Origin of the sequence: Hymenobacter sp. YC55 (genome assembly GCF_029433095.1) — a bacterium.
In the GTDB taxonomy this organism is placed as follows: domain Bacteria; phylum Bacteroidota; class Bacteroidia; order Cytophagales; family Hymenobacteraceae; genus Hymenobacter.
Map to the genome: position 1 here is coordinate 902,616 of NZ_JARNTX010000001.1, position 15,700 is coordinate 918,315.

Annotated in this window: 20 protein-coding genes; 18 read left to right on the forward strand and 2 right to left on the reverse strand. The window is 56.2% G+C overall.

What is annotated here, in order from left to right; all coding sequences use genetic code 11:
- Positions 1-26: 26 nt before the first annotated feature.
- On the reverse strand, positions 27-206 hold the full coding sequence (locus P1X16_RS03855; RefSeq protein WP_277226520.1) for a hypothetical protein: 180 nt from the start codon (positions 204-206) through the stop codon (positions 27-29).
- A gap of 39 nt (positions 207-245) precedes the next feature.
- A complete protein-coding gene (locus tag P1X16_RS03860; protein WP_277226522.1) occupies positions 246-1,331 on the reverse strand; it encodes an acyltransferase in 1,086 nt (361 codons plus the stop codon).
- A gap of 157 nt (positions 1,332-1,488) precedes the next feature.
- Here P1X16_RS03860 and P1X16_RS03865 point away from each other — a divergent pair, with 157 nt between their 5' ends.
- The 18 genes from P1X16_RS03865 (at position 1,489) to P1X16_RS03950 (ending at position 15,698) form a co-directional block, all read left to right on the forward strand.
- A complete protein-coding gene (locus P1X16_RS03865; RefSeq protein ID WP_277226523.1) occupies positions 1,489-2,859 on the forward strand; it encodes a S49 family peptidase in 1,371 nt (456 codons plus the stop codon).
- A gap of 55 nt (positions 2,860-2,914) precedes the next feature.
- On the forward strand, positions 2,915-3,925 hold the full coding sequence (locus P1X16_RS03870; protein WP_277226525.1) for a hypothetical protein: 1,011 nt from the start codon (positions 2,915-2,917) through the stop codon (positions 3,923-3,925).
- A 61-nt stretch (positions 3,926-3,986) separates the two neighbouring features.
- Positions 3,987-4,271: a hypothetical protein gene (locus tag P1X16_RS03875; RefSeq protein ID WP_277226527.1), complete on the forward strand. Its 285-nt coding sequence runs from the start codon at positions 3,987-3,989 to the stop codon at positions 4,269-4,271.
- A 25-nt stretch (positions 4,272-4,296) separates the two neighbouring features.
- The gene (locus P1X16_RS03880) at positions 4,297-4,869 is read left to right on the forward strand and encodes a hypothetical protein (RefSeq protein WP_277226529.1); all 573 of its coding nucleotides are present in this window, start codon (positions 4,297-4,299) and stop codon (positions 4,867-4,869) included.
- A gap of 727 nt (positions 4,870-5,596) precedes the next feature.
- A complete protein-coding gene (locus tag P1X16_RS03885) occupies positions 5,597-6,277 on the forward strand; it encodes a hypothetical protein (protein WP_277226531.1) in 681 nt (226 codons plus the stop codon).
- Positions 6,270-6,902 carry a hypothetical protein gene (locus tag P1X16_RS03890; RefSeq protein WP_277226533.1) on the forward strand — a complete coding sequence of 211 codons (633 nt, stop codon included), beginning with the start codon at positions 6,270-6,272 and terminating at the stop codon, positions 6,900-6,902. The genes P1X16_RS03885 and P1X16_RS03890 overlap by 8 nt, the downstream gene beginning before the upstream one ends.
- Positions 6,899-8,557 (forward strand): hypothetical protein, encoded by a 1,659-nt coding sequence (locus P1X16_RS03895; protein WP_277226534.1) that lies wholly within the window; start codon positions 6,899-6,901, stop codon positions 8,555-8,557. Before P1X16_RS03890 ends, P1X16_RS03895 begins: the two co-directional genes overlap by 4 nt.
- Before the next feature lie 367 nt (positions 8,558-8,924).
- Positions 8,925-9,287: a hypothetical protein gene (locus P1X16_RS03900; protein WP_277226535.1), complete on the forward strand. Its 363-nt coding sequence runs from the start codon at positions 8,925-8,927 to the stop codon at positions 9,285-9,287.
- Complete coding sequence (locus tag P1X16_RS03905) at positions 9,287-10,621, forward strand: hypothetical protein (RefSeq protein ID WP_277226536.1); 1,335 nt, start codon at positions 9,287-9,289, stop codon at positions 10,619-10,621. The genes P1X16_RS03900 and P1X16_RS03905 overlap by 1 nt, the downstream gene beginning before the upstream one ends.
- A 2-nt stretch (positions 10,622-10,623) precedes the next feature.
- A complete protein-coding gene (locus P1X16_RS03910; protein ID WP_277226538.1) occupies positions 10,624-10,806 on the forward strand; it encodes a hypothetical protein in 183 nt (60 codons plus the stop codon).
- Positions 10,797-11,807: a DUF6712 family protein gene (locus P1X16_RS03915; RefSeq protein WP_277226540.1), complete on the forward strand. Its 1,011-nt coding sequence runs from the start codon at positions 10,797-10,799 to the stop codon at positions 11,805-11,807. The genes P1X16_RS03910 and P1X16_RS03915 overlap by 10 nt, the downstream gene beginning before the upstream one ends.
- A complete protein-coding gene (locus P1X16_RS03920; RefSeq protein ID WP_277226542.1) occupies positions 11,807-12,106 on the forward strand; it encodes a hypothetical protein in 300 nt (99 codons plus the stop codon). Before P1X16_RS03915 ends, P1X16_RS03920 begins: the two co-directional genes overlap by 1 nt.
- A 4-nt stretch (positions 12,107-12,110) precedes the next feature.
- Positions 12,111-12,626 carry a hypothetical protein gene (locus P1X16_RS03925; protein WP_277226544.1) on the forward strand — a complete coding sequence of 172 codons (516 nt, stop codon included), beginning with the start codon at positions 12,111-12,113 and terminating at the stop codon, positions 12,624-12,626.
- Complete coding sequence (locus P1X16_RS03930; protein ID WP_277229446.1) at positions 12,515-13,066, forward strand: CHAP domain-containing protein; 552 nt, start codon at positions 12,515-12,517, stop codon at positions 13,064-13,066. The genes P1X16_RS03925 and P1X16_RS03930 overlap by 112 nt, the downstream gene beginning before the upstream one ends.
- A gap of 200 nt (positions 13,067-13,266) precedes the next feature.
- A complete protein-coding gene (locus P1X16_RS03935) occupies positions 13,267-13,722 on the forward strand; it encodes a hypothetical protein (protein WP_277226545.1) in 456 nt (151 codons plus the stop codon).
- 233 nt (positions 13,723-13,955) lie between these two features.
- Positions 13,956-14,330, forward strand: a complete 375-nt coding sequence (locus P1X16_RS03940; protein WP_277226546.1) for a hypothetical protein — start codon at positions 13,956-13,958, stop codon at positions 14,328-14,330.
- A gap of 4 nt (positions 14,331-14,334) precedes the next feature.
- A complete protein-coding gene (locus P1X16_RS03945; RefSeq protein ID WP_277226548.1) occupies positions 14,335-15,156 on the forward strand; it encodes a hypothetical protein in 822 nt (273 codons plus the stop codon).
- A 2-nt stretch (positions 15,157-15,158) separates the two neighbouring features.
- The gene (locus P1X16_RS03950; RefSeq protein WP_277226550.1) at positions 15,159-15,698 is read left to right on the forward strand and encodes a hypothetical protein; all 540 of its coding nucleotides are present in this window, start codon (positions 15,159-15,161) and stop codon (positions 15,696-15,698) included.
- Positions 15,699-15,700 lie beyond the last annotated feature (2 nt).

The window sequence follows — 15,700 nt, forward strand, 5'->3', positions numbered from 1 at the left end:
AAAGCCCCTCTAACCAGGGGCTTTTTTTATTTGGAACCAACAATCTCCTTCACTTCTCGAACTAGCTTGTTAGCCTCGGCTTCTTCTTTGCCGGCTTCCCATTGCTGGGTGCCTTCTGGGTCATCGAACGGATACGGCGGGCGCCCATCTGACTCCTGGACTTGCTTAACCATCCAACGCCACAGGCCCATAATAAATGATTTCATCGGTGATAAGTAAAAAGAGATTAGGTAAAGAGTTAAGGCTTACGCTTGGCGACGTTGCCCCGCAATAAAATGTTTCTCGATTAGATGCCAACTTGCTGCCCCCATAACGCAGCACAGCCCGAAGGCGACTACCACTAACACCCATACAGAAACTGTTGGGAAATACCATTCGAGCAATTTCTGTATGGGCCAGCCATAAAGGTAAACCCCATACGAAATGTCACTCATGTTCTGGAAGCTGTCTAGAAAGGAGATGCGTGCGAAAGCCACCCAGAATAGAAAGTAAGCACCAAGCGTAGACAGGGCTACGGTTGGGGGAACAGGCAGAAATAGCAAAGCGAACAGCACGATACCAACCAATGCCGCCTTGCGCCCAGTAGCAGGCAAGGCGCCGCGAAAAAAGTAGAAGCAGGCGCCAGCCGAGAACATGGACAGGTGCCGAAAGAATGCGTTTGGGTTGTCAATCAGCAGCTCACGCCCTGGAAAAGGAATATCCAACAGGTCGGCAGGAACCAAGGTGAAGGCTAGCGAGATGACGAGCAGCGATACCCACACCGGTTTCTGCCTTTTCAGGCCCAGTAAGCCCACCAAAGCGGTAATAACATAGCACCGGAACTCGTAGGCTATGGTCCATACCGCGCCGTTGAGGAAGGGAGAAGGCTGCCCGGCAAACGCTAAGCCGTTCGTTTGCTCTGGGGGGCGTAGCTTCATCGTGCCGCTAATCAGCCAACGGTAATTTATCTTCTGAAAATACGCGGCAACATCCGGCACGGCCAAAGGGCCAACGATGAATACCGAAATTATGATGGCTACAATGAAGGCAGGGTAAATGCGGCGTACCCGTTTATTGAGGAAATACAGCAAATCAGTCTTGCGTTGCCAACTGCCCACAATCAGGTAACCGCTCAGCAGGAAAAACCCATACACTGCTAATTCGCCGGCGGAAGTAGTGCCGAAAAATTGCATGATTGGCTCTCGGCGATAGTCTCCATCTCGCAACTGTGGCGCGTGCGAAATCAAGACGAGCGAGGCGAAGAACAGCCGTAAAAAGTTAAAATTGTTATTCTTGTGACTCGCGGCAGTAGGAATCGAATTCGTAGGAGCTGCCAAAGTTGATAAGGCCATATAGGTAGAGTATATCTAAAAAAGCCTGCAAAGCTAAGGACATTACCTGCAATGCGCGTTCCATTACTTTAGCCCCAACCTCCCCAGGCCGGGGCTTTTTTTTGTCCTTCGCTTCGGATAGGGGGCACAGCACATTTGCATCGATTAATGCCTATCGATGCAAACCAGTCCTATCCTACGTGCTATTCTGGGTGGTCAGTTCCTCATGGAGGAAACGGCCACCCAGTCCTATTTGCCCCTAGTGGCTTCCCTGCTCAGCGGCACCTTCAAGGCCGAAGACTGGCGGGACTTGCAATCGGAAGCGCCCAAAGCCACGTTCATGGCCATTCAGGCCAGCGCCCAGAGCCTCTTCTTTGAGGGCTATAGCAGCCTGGATGAGATTCCCACTGGCAGCATGAACATCATGTCGGTGGAAGGCGTGATGATGGAGGAGGATACCTGCTTCAGTGCCGGCACCCGGACCATGGGTCAGCGCCTGGAAGACGCCGACAGCCATGGCAACATCGTGGGCCACGTGATCTACGTGAACACGCCTGGTGGCTCAGTGGCCGGCCTGGAAAACTTTGCCAACATCGTAAGTGCCACCCGCAAACCGTTGGTGGTGCTGGCCGTGCAGATGTGCTCGGCTGGCGTCTGGGCCTTCAGCGGCGCCAACCACATCGTGGCTGCCGGCCGCACTTCCATTGGGGGTAGCATCGGCACCAAGTTCGATACGGCCGACTACAGCGAGTATTTCGCCAAGATGGGCATCAAGCGGCGCTCCATTACTGCTACCAAATCAACCAACAAGAACGCCGCTTTCGAAGCGGCTGCTGCTGGTGATCCGGAGCCCCTGCGGGCGCAGCTGCTCGACCCCATCAACGAGGTGTTCCTGAGCACGGTCGAGGCCACCCGGGGCGAGAAACTGCCCACCGACAAAAAGGAGCGGGCCGAAGTGCTCAGCGGCATGTGCTACCTGGGCGAGACCCTGGTGGCCAAAGGTATTGCCGACTCGCTCGGCACCATGCAGGACGCCATCCAGATTGCTTTTGACCTGGCATCTGAGCAGGCGACGGCCGCACCCACCCCAACGACTGCTACTACCCAAAAACTTTCTTTTTCATCCTTAACTACCAATTCTATGTCGCTTTTTGGCGCAAAATCGAAGTTCCCGAAGCTGGAAGCGCTTTCGGGTAAAACCACTATCACGGCCGAGGAGGCCAGCGCGGCCAACGAAGAGCTGCGTGCTGCCGGCATCACCACGGCCGCTCTCATCACTGAGGGTAACTACAATGCCTTGGTGGAGAAAGGCACCCAGCTGACAGCTGCGCAAAAGCAGGTAACCGAGCTGACCACTGCTAAAACTGATCTGGAAGGCAAGCTTGCTACCTCCCAGAAAGAAGTTGAGCGCCTCGGTGCTCTGGGTGGTGCTACTCCTACCACGACCGCTAAGAAGGACGGTGACAAGACGGAGGATGCTCCGAAAGCTACCAGCTACTTCGATCCGAACGCGGAGCACAACCAGGAGGCCGCTGCTTTACTCGGCTAAGTGACTTGCTCTAGGCTAGACTGATTATTCACTTTTTTTATTCTCTACTACTCTAATGAGTATCAACGCAACCCAATTAAAAACCGAGCTGGGCGCTTATTCCCGCACCCACAACAAAGAGGTTCGGGCCATGGCGTACCAGAAATCGGTAACGGCCAAGTACATGCGCACGGTGCCGGCTATCAAGGGCCGCTTCCCCGCGCTGCAGTCCATTACGGGCCGCGTTGTACAAGGCTTCCAGGCGGTATGGTCTCCGCTCGGCATCACCGAGTTCCGCGTAAACGAGCTGAAGAACTATCAGCAGAAGGTGAACTATCCAATCAAGCCGGCCGACATTCAGGCTAGCTGGTTGGCGCACCTCTACGAAGAGAACAAGAAGCCGCAGGACATGCCCATCTCGAAGTATATCATCGAGAAGGAATTGATGCCGGCTGTTGTGCGCGACCGGGAGCACCTGATCTGCCGTGGTGTTTACGATGCCAACGACTTAGGTACGTTTGGCAAGTCGATGAACGGTATCGTGAAAGTGATTGAGCTGGGCCTGGCGGCTAACAGCGAAAATCCGGTTTACCAGATTCCAATGGAAGCCATCACGGTGGCCAACATCACGGATCAGGTAACCGAGTTCGAGCTGGCCTTGCCAGAGTCCATCAAGGGCTTCCTGACGAAGATTTACATGTCTTCGAGCAACCTGGAGAAGTACCGCTTGGACTACTTCAAGAAGTACGGCTCATACCCTTCTTACACCGAAAACAAAGGCTTCACCACCATCCTCGGTAGCCGTGAGCTGATCGGGTTGCCTGGCCTGAACGGTTCGGACCTCATCTTCTCGACTCCTGACGAGAACTTCCTGCGTCTGATCGACCTCAACGACGAGCCGGTTATCACCGACGTGCAGGCCCTCGACTACGACGTGAAGATCTTCATGGAGTGGTGGGAAGGCGTTGCCTTCTGGACCAACCAGTTGGTCGTGGCCGGCGTCATCGGTGGCAACATCACGGGCTTGGCTCCAGCGGGTGCCAACCAGAAGTACTACGGCACAGATGCCGTAGTTGCCCAGCCCTAATCTGAAACGATAAATCGCCCGCTCTGGCCTGCAAGCCAGGGCGGACATATTTCAGTGTTATATGCCTCTAAAAGTTAAAATCACCTCGGAGACCAAGGAAAAGGGTCTGTTCTACGCCAAGGGCGTGGTAACGGCGCCCGATGGTACCGAGAAGGGCAAAGCCTCAGTGCTGGTGAGAGCCGGCGAGAAGGGGCCGCAGCTGGTCGTATCGGATGTAGCCAAAACCACGATCCTCAGCAATGTGGTGACCGAGTACAAGAGCTACGAAGGGCCGACCATCGAGCAAGCCCCAGAGCTGACGAAAGACGTCGAGCTGACTTTCACCAACCTGACCTACGCTATCTAAGCGCGGGTCTCATTTTATCAGAGAAATGCCCGAATTAATTCTCGATGATATCGACTGGACGCAAGGCCAGGATAACACCGCCGGCATTCAGCAGAATGTCTATTTTATCAGCAAAAGTGACGTTACGACCTTCCCGGCCCTGCCTAAGCTAGGCGTCGCTACTACCCTAGCCGAGTTGGCCACCGTGGCCGGCGACATCGTGCTGAAGGCCGGAGCTAGGGCCATCAACTTCTACTGCACGTTGGAAAAAAGCGGTGCCAACAGCGACAGCCAGGGCGAAATGGATGGCATGTCGTTCAAGAACAGCATCAAGCTGTTCCACCCTGGCAACAACGCCGATGCGGATGGCTTCGCTCGTTTTGCCAAAAACGGCTCGTTCTACATCCTCTTCGCTGACTTGGACGGCACGGTGTTCCTGCTTGGCCACCCGGGTTATCCGGCCAAGATGGTCAGTGCGCCCGGCACGACCGGTGAGAAAACCGCCGACGCGAAAGGCCGCACCTTTAGCTTCCAAAGCGTATGGAGCGGCCCAGCTCCTCGCTTCACTGGCAAAGTATTAGCCGGTGCCGTTGAACAGGTGCTGGTGTTTTTAGCGTAGTTTTGAAGCAGAGATTAAGAGGCTGGTAATCGGCTTCTGACATTGCGAAAGGCCAGTTGCGAATGCAGCTGGCTTTTTTGTTGTAGCGTGCTAAATCTATAGTAGCTTTGTTGAACTTTATTAATATACTATCATCCAACATGAATAAGCTTTACACTCTACTATTGTGTGTTAGCATAGGTTTAGCAGGCTGCTCCGAAAAGGAGGAGGCGATTCCAGCTAACACCTTTAGCATGAAAATAGATAATCGTACAATTGTCTTTCGGGTGGATTCCGCGTTTTTAACTAGGAACGTCAGAAATGGCGAAAATGGCTGTATTTTATATGGATACGCTGACAACAACGATACGCAATTATCGATAGGGTTCGGTAAGAAAGGGAGCGTAGAAGAGCCTCACGTATATAATTTTCGGTCCGATTTTGACTCTCCTACCGTGGTGTACCAACGCATCATAAAGGATTACAGGTCCGAGTGTACCACTTTGATTGGAGGTACTGGGGGATATATTTTCAGTAGCACTAATTGCGCTACAAAATCCTTTACCCTAGAAGTGAAAAAAGTTGATACGGAGAAGCAAACAATCAGCGGAACGTTCAGCGGTACGGTATGCAAGCGATGTGATGTGCGGCCTATCACAGAAGGGAAATTCAACGTGCCATACATCGTGAGGTAGAAGAAGCCACCAGCATCGCTGGTGGCTTTTTTGTTGTCCTTTGCCCCCAGCAATTGCCAACGGAATTTCGGGGTATGACGCCCCAATCATGGCTCCAGAGCGAGCAAGACTACGATACTGGCCGGCTGCTTTACGAGGCACTTGGCACTAACCCCATGCTGAAGCGCACGCTCAGCACCGGCCCCAACCGCTACAACCGCGCGGCTCTGGCCTATGAGCTGGGCAAGCTAGCCAAGGCCGGCGTAGGTGCACCCCTCGTGCTTTCGGTTCCGGTGGTGAGCTCCCCGAATGCAACGAAAACGTTGCAAAAGCCAGTTGAGGAGCCTGAGAAAGGAGCCGACCTACTGGCAACCCTTAAAAGTGACGTGCAGCCCGCGTACGACCACCGGCGCTACCTGCACGCGCAATTGCCGCTCGTCGATGAGCCCACCCGGCTCACCTACGCGCTCAATATCCAACGTCTTTCGCGTAGCATCAACGAGCACTGGAAAACGGTGGCCTACGTGAAGGAGCACGGCCATTTACCTGTTCCAGAACCCACGCCCGCGGCGTTTGACGTGAAAAATGGCACCCTGGCCGAACTTATCGACGCCCGCAACAATCTGCGCAGCAACATCAGCAAGTGGAAGAAAAAGCCGGCCCGGGCTGCTGACCTGGCACGTGCTCAGGCCGAGGTGCTGGAGCTGACGGCCCGCATCGACGAGCTGAAGGGAAAGGAGGTAGCACGTGGCTAAGAAAGACGCCATCCAGGTGCCCGCGAAGCTGGAAACCAGTGAAGACCGCATTTACTTCTCGTTCCTTAGCGCGGAGGTCGAAGCTACGCTCACGGCCCAGGAACTGGAGCAGCGCACCCGCATTGACGAGGCCTGGCATTATCTGCTTAAGCGTAAGTCACCCTTGGCCACAGCCGAGTGGCTGCAGAGCAAGCGGGGCATCAGCCGGGCCACGGCCTTCCGCATCGTCAAGCAGACGCTGCGGATTTTCGGCGACGTGGTGAAGACCACCAAGGAGCAAAAGCGCTTGCTGATGTGGGAATACTCGCTCAATGGCTTGAAGATGGCCGAGGCCTTAGGCGACATGCGGGCCTACGCGGCTATTTTGAAGAACATGACCACGTTCGAGGGCCTCAATGTCGAGGACAAAGAAAGCAGCCTGGAAGCCCTGCAGGCGCACACCTTCCTCATTGAGCTGAAGGGCAATGCCGGCAAGCCGGTACAGTTCAACGTCGATAAAATCGAGGAGTTGGAGGAAGCCACCTATGCCCAAGTGGTGGATGCAGTCGAGAACATGACCATTACGGCCGAGGACATGGAAGAAATTCAGGATAAGGCCGAGAAGAAAGGAAAATCGAAGAAATGAGCGCCGAAATCAACGTTAAGCAGCTCAAGTTCAACCGGCCCCAGCTGCGCTTCATCATCACGCTGATTAGTTCGGCCATCAGCATCTGGGGCCGGGCCACCGGCAAGTCGAGCTTGATTGCCTGGCTGATGCACCTGATCGTTCAGCAGCTGCCGCGCAGTGCCTGGGCACTCTGTGGCCAGACCTACCAGCAGATTCTAACCCGGACGCTGCCGAGTACGATTGCCAGTCTGGAGCGCATCGGCTATTTCCAGGGCGTGCACTACGTCATCGGCGTGAAGCCACCAGCGCACTTTGCCTTGCCATTTGAGCCACCACAGACCTTCAACCACTGCATGGTCTTTTATACCGGGGCCTGTTTTCACCTGGTGTCGCTCGATGGTGGTGGGGGCTCTGCCCGGGGCCTGAACCTGGACGGCATTATTTCCGACGAATCCTTGACGCTCAACAAGGAAAAGTTCGATGATGAGGTAGTGCCGGCCAACCGGGGCAACGAGCGCCAGGCGTGGTCTGACAACCGGCTGCACCACGGCATTTTTCACTTCAGCTCGATGCCGTACGGCCAGCAGGGCAAATGGCTGCTGGAGGGTTCAAAACACTACCAGGAGGCGGGCAAGGACTACGAAATCTTGACTCGCGAGCTGATTAAGCTCCAACTGAAGTACATCGACAATAAAGACCGCGAAGCCCGGCGTGTTATCTGGGGCGATATTCAGAAGCTCACCACCGAGCTGAGGTATTACGTCGACAAGGATGGCCAGCTGTATTCTGAGGCCAATGCCTTCGAGAACATGCACAACGTGGGTATCCGCTACTTCGAGCAGCAGCGGCGGGTGCTCACTGACTTCACGTTTCGGGTGGAAATGCTCAACCAGCGCCCGTTTGCGGTGGAAGCTGGTTTCTATCCGACGCTCGATACAGCCAAGCACGCCTATGAGGCTTTCAATAACGACTACCTGGGGGGCATAGAGTTCAACCTAAAGAAGCTGCAACGCCTTAACGATAAGCCCGATTCTAGGCAGGATGGGGACTGTGACCCCACGTTACCCTTGCGTATTGCTCCTGACTGGGGCAAGGCTTCGTTTATCACGATAGCCCAGGTGCACGCCAAGCAGCGGGAATACCGGTTCCTGAAGGGGCTGTATGTGAAGCACCCAGAGCTGATCCGACACCTGGCCGCCAAGTTCACCGAGTACTATGCCTATCATCTGATCAAGCGGGTGGAGTTTATTGAGGATGCCGAGTACGGCAATAGCCGCGTACCGAACTCCGATGAGACCTACAATCAGATGTTCGTGCGTATGCTTAGGGAGGCAGAATGGAAGGTCAAGGTGATTAAGCTAGGGCGCACACCTGGGCACCATGCTCGCTACCTGCTGGCCCATGAGTTACTCGCTGAGCAGGACCCGCGCAACCCTATCATCCGCTTCAATAAGCATCACTGCAAGGAGGTCCTGCTGGCCATGCAGCTAACCGAGATGAAGGAGGGACCCAAGGGTATCGAGAAGAACAAGAAGACCGAGAAGCTAAAGAGCGTACCCGCTGAGGAAGCGCCTCACTTCACGGACACGGTAGACCTGCACCTGCTAAGCATCGACGACACTACCCTCAAGCCTGCTGCTGACTTCAGTGGCTTCATCATGGAGGTAGGGTAGGACAGTAGTCGGACAACTAATGGACATCTATGTCCTTCAGTTGTCCGCGTCTGCATCTAGTCCATAATTGCCATTCATAACAGCATCAAAACCCCTTTTCCAGCTTGGAAACGGGGTTTTTGTTTGCCATAACCCCATTCATATATCCCTTTTTTGCCGATGGCAATTGCCGTCACGCGTTAGTGCAAGCTGGGGTCTTCTACGACAAAATGAGACTGGATTTTCTGTTTTCAGCCCGAAAACGACGTTTCCAGCGAGCAGGGGCACTTTGGCGTGAGACTGGGTTTTGAAAGGCCGATTGCCGGCCCTCAGTGTCGGTTTTTCTGTCCTTTGGTAGGGCCTGTTTGGGAGGGAGTTTCGCAGTGTTATGGCAGGTCAAGAACTCATACCACTCAAGCAGGTGCTAGCAGAAATGCAGGCCGCGAAAGAGCCGTTTTCACTGCGGTTTGTGAAGCTGAATGAAGGGAAGCAGCAGGGCGGGGAAATCGTGGAGCTGCCTTCCGTGCTGCTCAGCGGCCGGAATCACGTGGCTGGGAATGACCCGTCGGAGAAAAAGGGGTCGCCGGTGGCCGAGGCGAGTAACCAGCCAGATCAGCCCACGCAGCTCACCCGCGACCCCAACCACTCCGACAACATGACCCGCAACCTGGTGAGCACGATCAACCACCGCTTCACCAAGGTGCACATCTATCTGATTCTCGGATTTAACGGCAAAAAAGTTCTTATCTAATGCTAGATGCTTTTGTAAGTAGTGATCTATCCTTTGGCTATCTGAGTGGAATAGGGGCCGTTGTGCGCACCGGTGCCGGCGCTGGCCAGGAAGCCGGCACGGCCTCCACCACGTCGGTAAAAAAAGACCAGGGCGGCAACGCCGAAGTGGCCTTCTGGGGCGACGACAACCTGTTTCCGCAAAACGTGGTGGCCGATGCCGAGAGCAACACGTCGCTGGCCACCATGCTCAACTGGAAGGCCAAGGCCTGGTACGGCGGGGGCCTGGTGTATGGCACCCTCGACTTCGACGATCAAGGGGAGGAGGTGTTCAAGCGGGTACGCAACACCGAAATCGATGCTTTCCTGAACCGGACGCTCATCAACCGCTACGCCATGGAAGCGTTGCTGGATGTGTCCTGGTTTTCTAATGGCTTCCCGGAACTGATCCTCTCGCGCAACCGGGCCAAGATTGTCGGCATTTCCGAACAGGAGTGCTGCGACACGCGCTACGCCAAGGCCAAAGGCCCGCTGGACTTCAAGCGCAAGGTTTTTATCAATGCCAACTGGGCTAACGGGGGCCGCTGGGACGACGAGTACACCACGACGGTGCCGGTGCTCGACCCCTATTACGATGCGGTGGAGGCCTTGCGCGAGCGCACCGATGGCTTCAAGTACATCTATCCGATCAGTTTCCCTTCGCCGGATAAGACCGAGTATCAGCTGGCGAGCTGGAATTCGGTGCGTCGCTCGGGCTGGCTCGGCATCGGCAAGGCCGTGGTCGAATTCAAAGCCAAGCTGCTAGGGCAAATTCTCTCGATTGAATGGCTGATCGAGATCCACCCGGCCTATTGGCAGTGGAAGTACAAAGACTGGGAAGACAAGACCGAGGATGAGCAGCGTCGGCTGATGAAGGTGGAGCTGAAGAACTTCGGCGAGGTGATGAGCGGCAGTAACGGCGCTGGCAAGGCCCTGATGACCACGATGGTCAAGGATGCCCAGGGCAACGATGTGCCCGCTTTCAAGGTCACTCCGCTCGACAAGGCCAGCAAGGAAGGCTTCCTCAACGAAGACTCCCAGGAGTCAGCCAGCCACGTGTTCACAGCCGGTGGCGTCGCGCCCACACTGATGGGCATTCAGCCCGGCAAGAACATGGGAGCCGGTTCCGGGTCTGACGCCCGGGTGGCCTTCAACAATTTTATCAGCACCTCCACTTTCGAGCAGGACCTGGTACTGGAGCCGCTGCACTTCATCCGCGACTTCAACGGCTGGCCGGCTAACATTCATTTCCGCTTCAAGCAGCCCCTCATCATGACGATGGACAAGGGCAAACAAGTCCAGCAGCAAACCTCCTGACCATGGCCCAAGTCCAGCACCCCAACACGATGAAAGTCCTGCTAGAGCAGGCGCGTGAACTCAACCGGCAAATCTGCGCTTTGCCGGCCAAGCACCCCAGGCAAACACTTCTGGAGCAGGAGTACTCCGCCATCCAGGCCCAAATCCGAACCCTCCGCTCTTTCATCAACCAGACATGGCTCTAATTACCTATATCGACCAATTCTTAGGCCACGTCACGCTCAACAGCAGCTCGGACGAGGACACCTACAAGGCCTTGCTGCCGGACCTGCTGCTGATGGAGGATGAGCACATCCGTCCGCTGCTCGGTGATGAGTTCTACGAGGAGTTTCACGAGTTGGCCCAGATACCCGCTGCCCTCGACGACGATCAGAACCGGCTGCTGCAGCTGCTCCAGTCGGCCCTGGCCAACCTGACCATGGTGAGCTACCTCGATATCGCGCAAGTGCACATATCGGGTGCCGGCGTGCAGATCGTCAGCGACCAAAACCAGAAGACGGCCTTCCAATGGCAGATCGACGATCTGAAGCGCAACTTCAGCCGCAAGGGTTACAATGGCCTGGAGAAAGCCCTGGCTTTCCTCGACAGCCACGATACCCACTTCACGGCCTGGGCCACGTCGCCGGCCGCTCGTAAGTACCACGAGCTGTTCATCTCGTCCGCCACGCAGTTTTCGCAGTACTACAACATCAACAACGCCCGCCTCACGTACCTGGCGCTGGCTTCGTTGGTGCAGAAAACCGAAGCGTTTGCCCTGGAACCCGCTCTGGGTTCCGACTTCTTCGACGAGCTGAAAGAGCAGCTGGCCACCGAGTCGCTCACGCCAGAAAACAAAGCCCTAGTCGAGAAGTACCTGCGGCCGGCCCTGGCGCATCTGACCATGGCTCAGGCCATCGGCGAGCTGGGCTTCAGCTTGTCGGGCAATTCGCTGGAGCTAAACGTGTACCGGCCTGACAACTCCAACGCCAAGGAATCCGACCCAGGTCTGCAGAAGCTGCTCGACATGAAGGGCGAGCAGGCCTTGGAGGACGGGGAGCGGTTCCTGCGTCGTATGCGCAAGCACCTCAACGAAACGGCCTCCGCTACGCGCTACGCCACTTATTTCAGCTCTTCGGCTTATGAGTTGCCGGCCGGGCCGGAACTCTTCTCCACCGCTTCTTCCGAGCCGATCTTCGGCGCCCTCTGATGGATTTAGCCCTCAAGATTATCGGCACCTTCTTCGCCGTGCTCGGTACCACCGCGGCCATTTACAACCTGCTCACGGCCCGCAGCAATGTTAAGGATGCGGCCCGCAATGCCAAGCTCGATGCCACCCACGAACTGGCGAAGCGCACAGAGCAGGAGGTGGCACACCTCAAGCAGCGCATGGATGATTGTGATGCCCGCACTGAAAAGCGGCTCGATCAGATCGGCTCTGACGTGGCCTCCATGAAGAAAATGTTTACGGATTTTATCATCGACAACCTGCGCCAGGCGCGAAACTAGCTTTATGGATCCTCGCTTACCCACTACCGACAAGCCGCACTATTTGCGCTTTGCTTTTATCTCGCTGGTGCTGGCCAGCTTTATTTTGATCGGGTTGCCCTACGTGCTGCATCTGTTTGATGCCGGTGCCGGTGGCTTCACTGCGGATCAGTTCAACACCTTGGCGTTGGCGGCTATGCTGGTTCTGGCGGCCGTGCACGTGGGCTTCTTCGTGTTTCGCCGGCTGTTTCCCCGCTTCTACGACTACCTGCGCGAATGCCTGGAAGGGGAGGGAAAGCTGTTCGAAAACCTCACCGATCAACTCTGGCAGCCCCTAATCAAAGCAGACTATCTCGGCCCTAACCGGCTGGCTCAACTCACTGAGCGCCGCAAGGTGGCGCAATTCCAATTCCTTATCCGATGCGTGCGATTATCCTTCTGCTTGCTTGTCTTAGCTTATTTATTGCACCTGGCCACGCATATGCTGACCGTGGCCATGACCGTGCTGCCGACAGCCTCCGCGCCCGCGTCGTTGCTGTAGCCGTCTCGCAGCTGGGCGTGCGCGAAGTCGGCAACAATGCCGGCCCGCAGGTCGAGAAGTATCAGCGGTTTGGCGGAGGCCGCAAAGGTGATGCCTGGTGCTCGTGGTTCGTGACTTGGTGCGTGCGCTCAGCCGGTGTGCTGACGGCCAAGTTCGGTGCTGCCCGCTCCTGGTTTGATAAGCGCCACGTCATCTGGCAGCAAAGCCGGGGCACTACACCCCGGCCCGGCGACTTGGTCGGCTACCAGTGGGGCGGCTCCCACATCAATCACGTGGGCATCATCGAGCGCTGGGGCACCGGCGCGACATGCCTCACCATCGAGGGCAATACGGGCGGGGGCCGGGCGCTGCTCCGGGAAGGCCAGGGCGTGTTCCGCAACTGGCGTGATAAGCGGCAAGTCAGAGCCGTGGCAGATGTTATCTCTAATCCTAAATATTGAGTTCTATGTACGCTAGAATGCAGGAGGCCGCATTTGCCTGCCTCAGAAACCGTTTCTATTGGGTTATACTTATAGCCACTTGGTCTATACTCTTCAGCAGCTGCACTAGGCCGCTCATCTTTGCTTCACCAGAGCCTGAGCCACCTATTCCACCCGTCGCGGTAAAGCTGGATTCCTTTGGCCAGCTTAGTGCCGGCAAGGTGAAGTTCAATGGCCCGGTGACCATCCAGCACGGTACTGGCCACGTGGCCACCACCACGAAAACCGACAACACTGGCCGGGCTGCCGAGACCGGCGCCAACGGTGGCCACTCCGAAGCCAGCACGAAAAACACCACGGCTGCTTGGTTGGTCGGGGTGCTGGTCGTTGGGGCTGCGATAGCGGGCTGGGTGCTCAAAAGCCGGATGGCCATGGTTCTGCTGCTGCTCATGGCGCTGGCCTCACAGGCCTCGGCTGCCGATGGCCCGCTCAAGCCGCAGACTGCCCAGGCTGATGAGCCAAAGCCGAGGCGATACAGCTACAAGGAATCACGTCGCACTCAGCGCCGCTATAACCGTATCGTGCGCTATTATCGGCGTATCAACCGCCAGGACCTTCGGGATTTGCAGCAAGACCGGAAACTCCAGGCCAAGCGCCTAAAGCGTGACCATCCGTAAACAGCGCATTATTAAAAGCAAAAAGCCCCGGTCTATAAAGGCCGGGGCTTTTTGTTGCTTCGAAACAAACTGCTAGAACAAACCTGTACAGCCGGTTCACCTCAAGGGATCAAGGTTTATACAAATATACTAGGTGGTATACCACCCCATTCCGTACTGAAAGGGCTTTTTTATGTCCTTTGCTAGCGGCAATTGCCAAGGGAATTTCGGGCTGTACTCACTAAAACAGCCCCATGAACGCCGTTAACGCCTCCGTTTTTCCTAGCCGCCAAAAAACCATGCTGTGCGTGGCCACCGATGATAAATTTCAAGGTGCCCACAATTACTATCTGATGCCTATGATAGGTTTTCAGGATGGTGCCGTCTATGGTGGCAACTTGGTTTCCATCCCATTTGTGAAGCGCAATGAGGATGGCACTTGGCAGCCTGGCGTTCAGACCGAGCAGCTACTGCACATTCTCAAAGACCGGCACGAAAAACTGAACGCCGTTTATCCGTCGGATGACCACGCCCAATTCATTGCCGGCATTGATCTGGCCTTAGAGGCACTGGAGAAGCGGGTTCGTGAGCGGACTCAGCGGGGTGTAATGGGCGAGCTCAAGAAGTAACTCGATGAAAAAGATCGAGGTGGTGATTGACGGCCGCGAGCGCCTGGTGGCACAATCCTGGAACGACTTGACAGAGGCGCAATTACTGCGTGTGTGCTTAGTGCATGGCACGCCCTACGATTCGCCTGGGCCGTTGTACCAGGCCTTGCTGCAGGCAGTGTTTCAGGTGCCCCTGCGCACCATCCGCCAACTCAATATTGTGCAGCTGGTAGAGCTAAAGCCGTTGGTTCGATTCCTAAAGGAGCCCAGCGAATGCGCTCCGCTTACCAAGCAACTGCTGCCCAGCCTACCTAAAATCAGTTGGCGGCAGTTGCTCAGCCCCAAGTTGTACGGCCCGCGTGAGTCGTTTCTGAACCTCACCTTCACCGAGTTCATCTACGCCGATACCTACTTTCTGCGCTACCTGCAGACCAATGAGGAGGTATGGCTGCAGCGCCTGGTGGCCGTGCTCTACCGGCCGCAGCGAGCGGATTACGATCCGGCCGCGGTCACTTATGGCGGCGACCGGCGCGAAGATTTCAACGAGCATCTAGTGGAGGGGCGCGTGCGCCACGTGGCCCGCGTGCCCCATCACCTTCAGTATGCCGTGCTGCTCTGGTACCGGGGTTGCCGGCGTGAGCTGGAGCGGCGCTACGTGCGGGTGTTCAGCAGCGACAATCAGCAGAAGGCCAGCCAGAGCGGCTGGCAGCAAGTGCTCTTCTCGCTAGCCGACGGCGTGCACCGCGTCGACGTGACGTCGCGGCAGCTGCTGCACAACGTGATGCGCGAAATGCAGCGCGTGCTCGACAACTACGACCGGGCCAAAGAAGCCCAGCAACCCCAGTAACCATGTTCGCTAACCTCGCCTACACCGCCTTACTCAAGGAAGCGGCCACCCGTCACAAGGAAATCAAGCATTCCGATAAGGAGTGCCACTTCGTGAAGCTCGTGCTCTCGGCGGACCCCGTGCAGAAGGCCACCTACTGGACGTCATTTTTCTCGGCACTCAAAACCAAGCTCAAGCCCGGCATTACCCTGGTGGCCATCAGCTACGAGGCCGACTACGAGGATACTGGCGACGATAAGACGCTGACCCACCGGCACGGCTCCTTTATCATTCTCGAGAAGGTGAAGGCCGGTGATGATGAGCACCGCGACGAGGTGCTGGAGCGCACCGAGCGCATTGCCCATGAAGTGATGGGCTTCGTGCTGCTGGCCTTCCGCAGTCCCGAGGCCCGGCGCCAGGGCCGCTTCATCAACCGCTCCGACATGGCGCTCGATGCCATCGGTCCGGTGGCCGACAACCATTACGGCAACCAGTTCGCCTTCAAGTTCACCCAGCCCGCTACCAAGGCGCTGGCTTTTAACGCGGACGCCTTTACCAGCTAGCT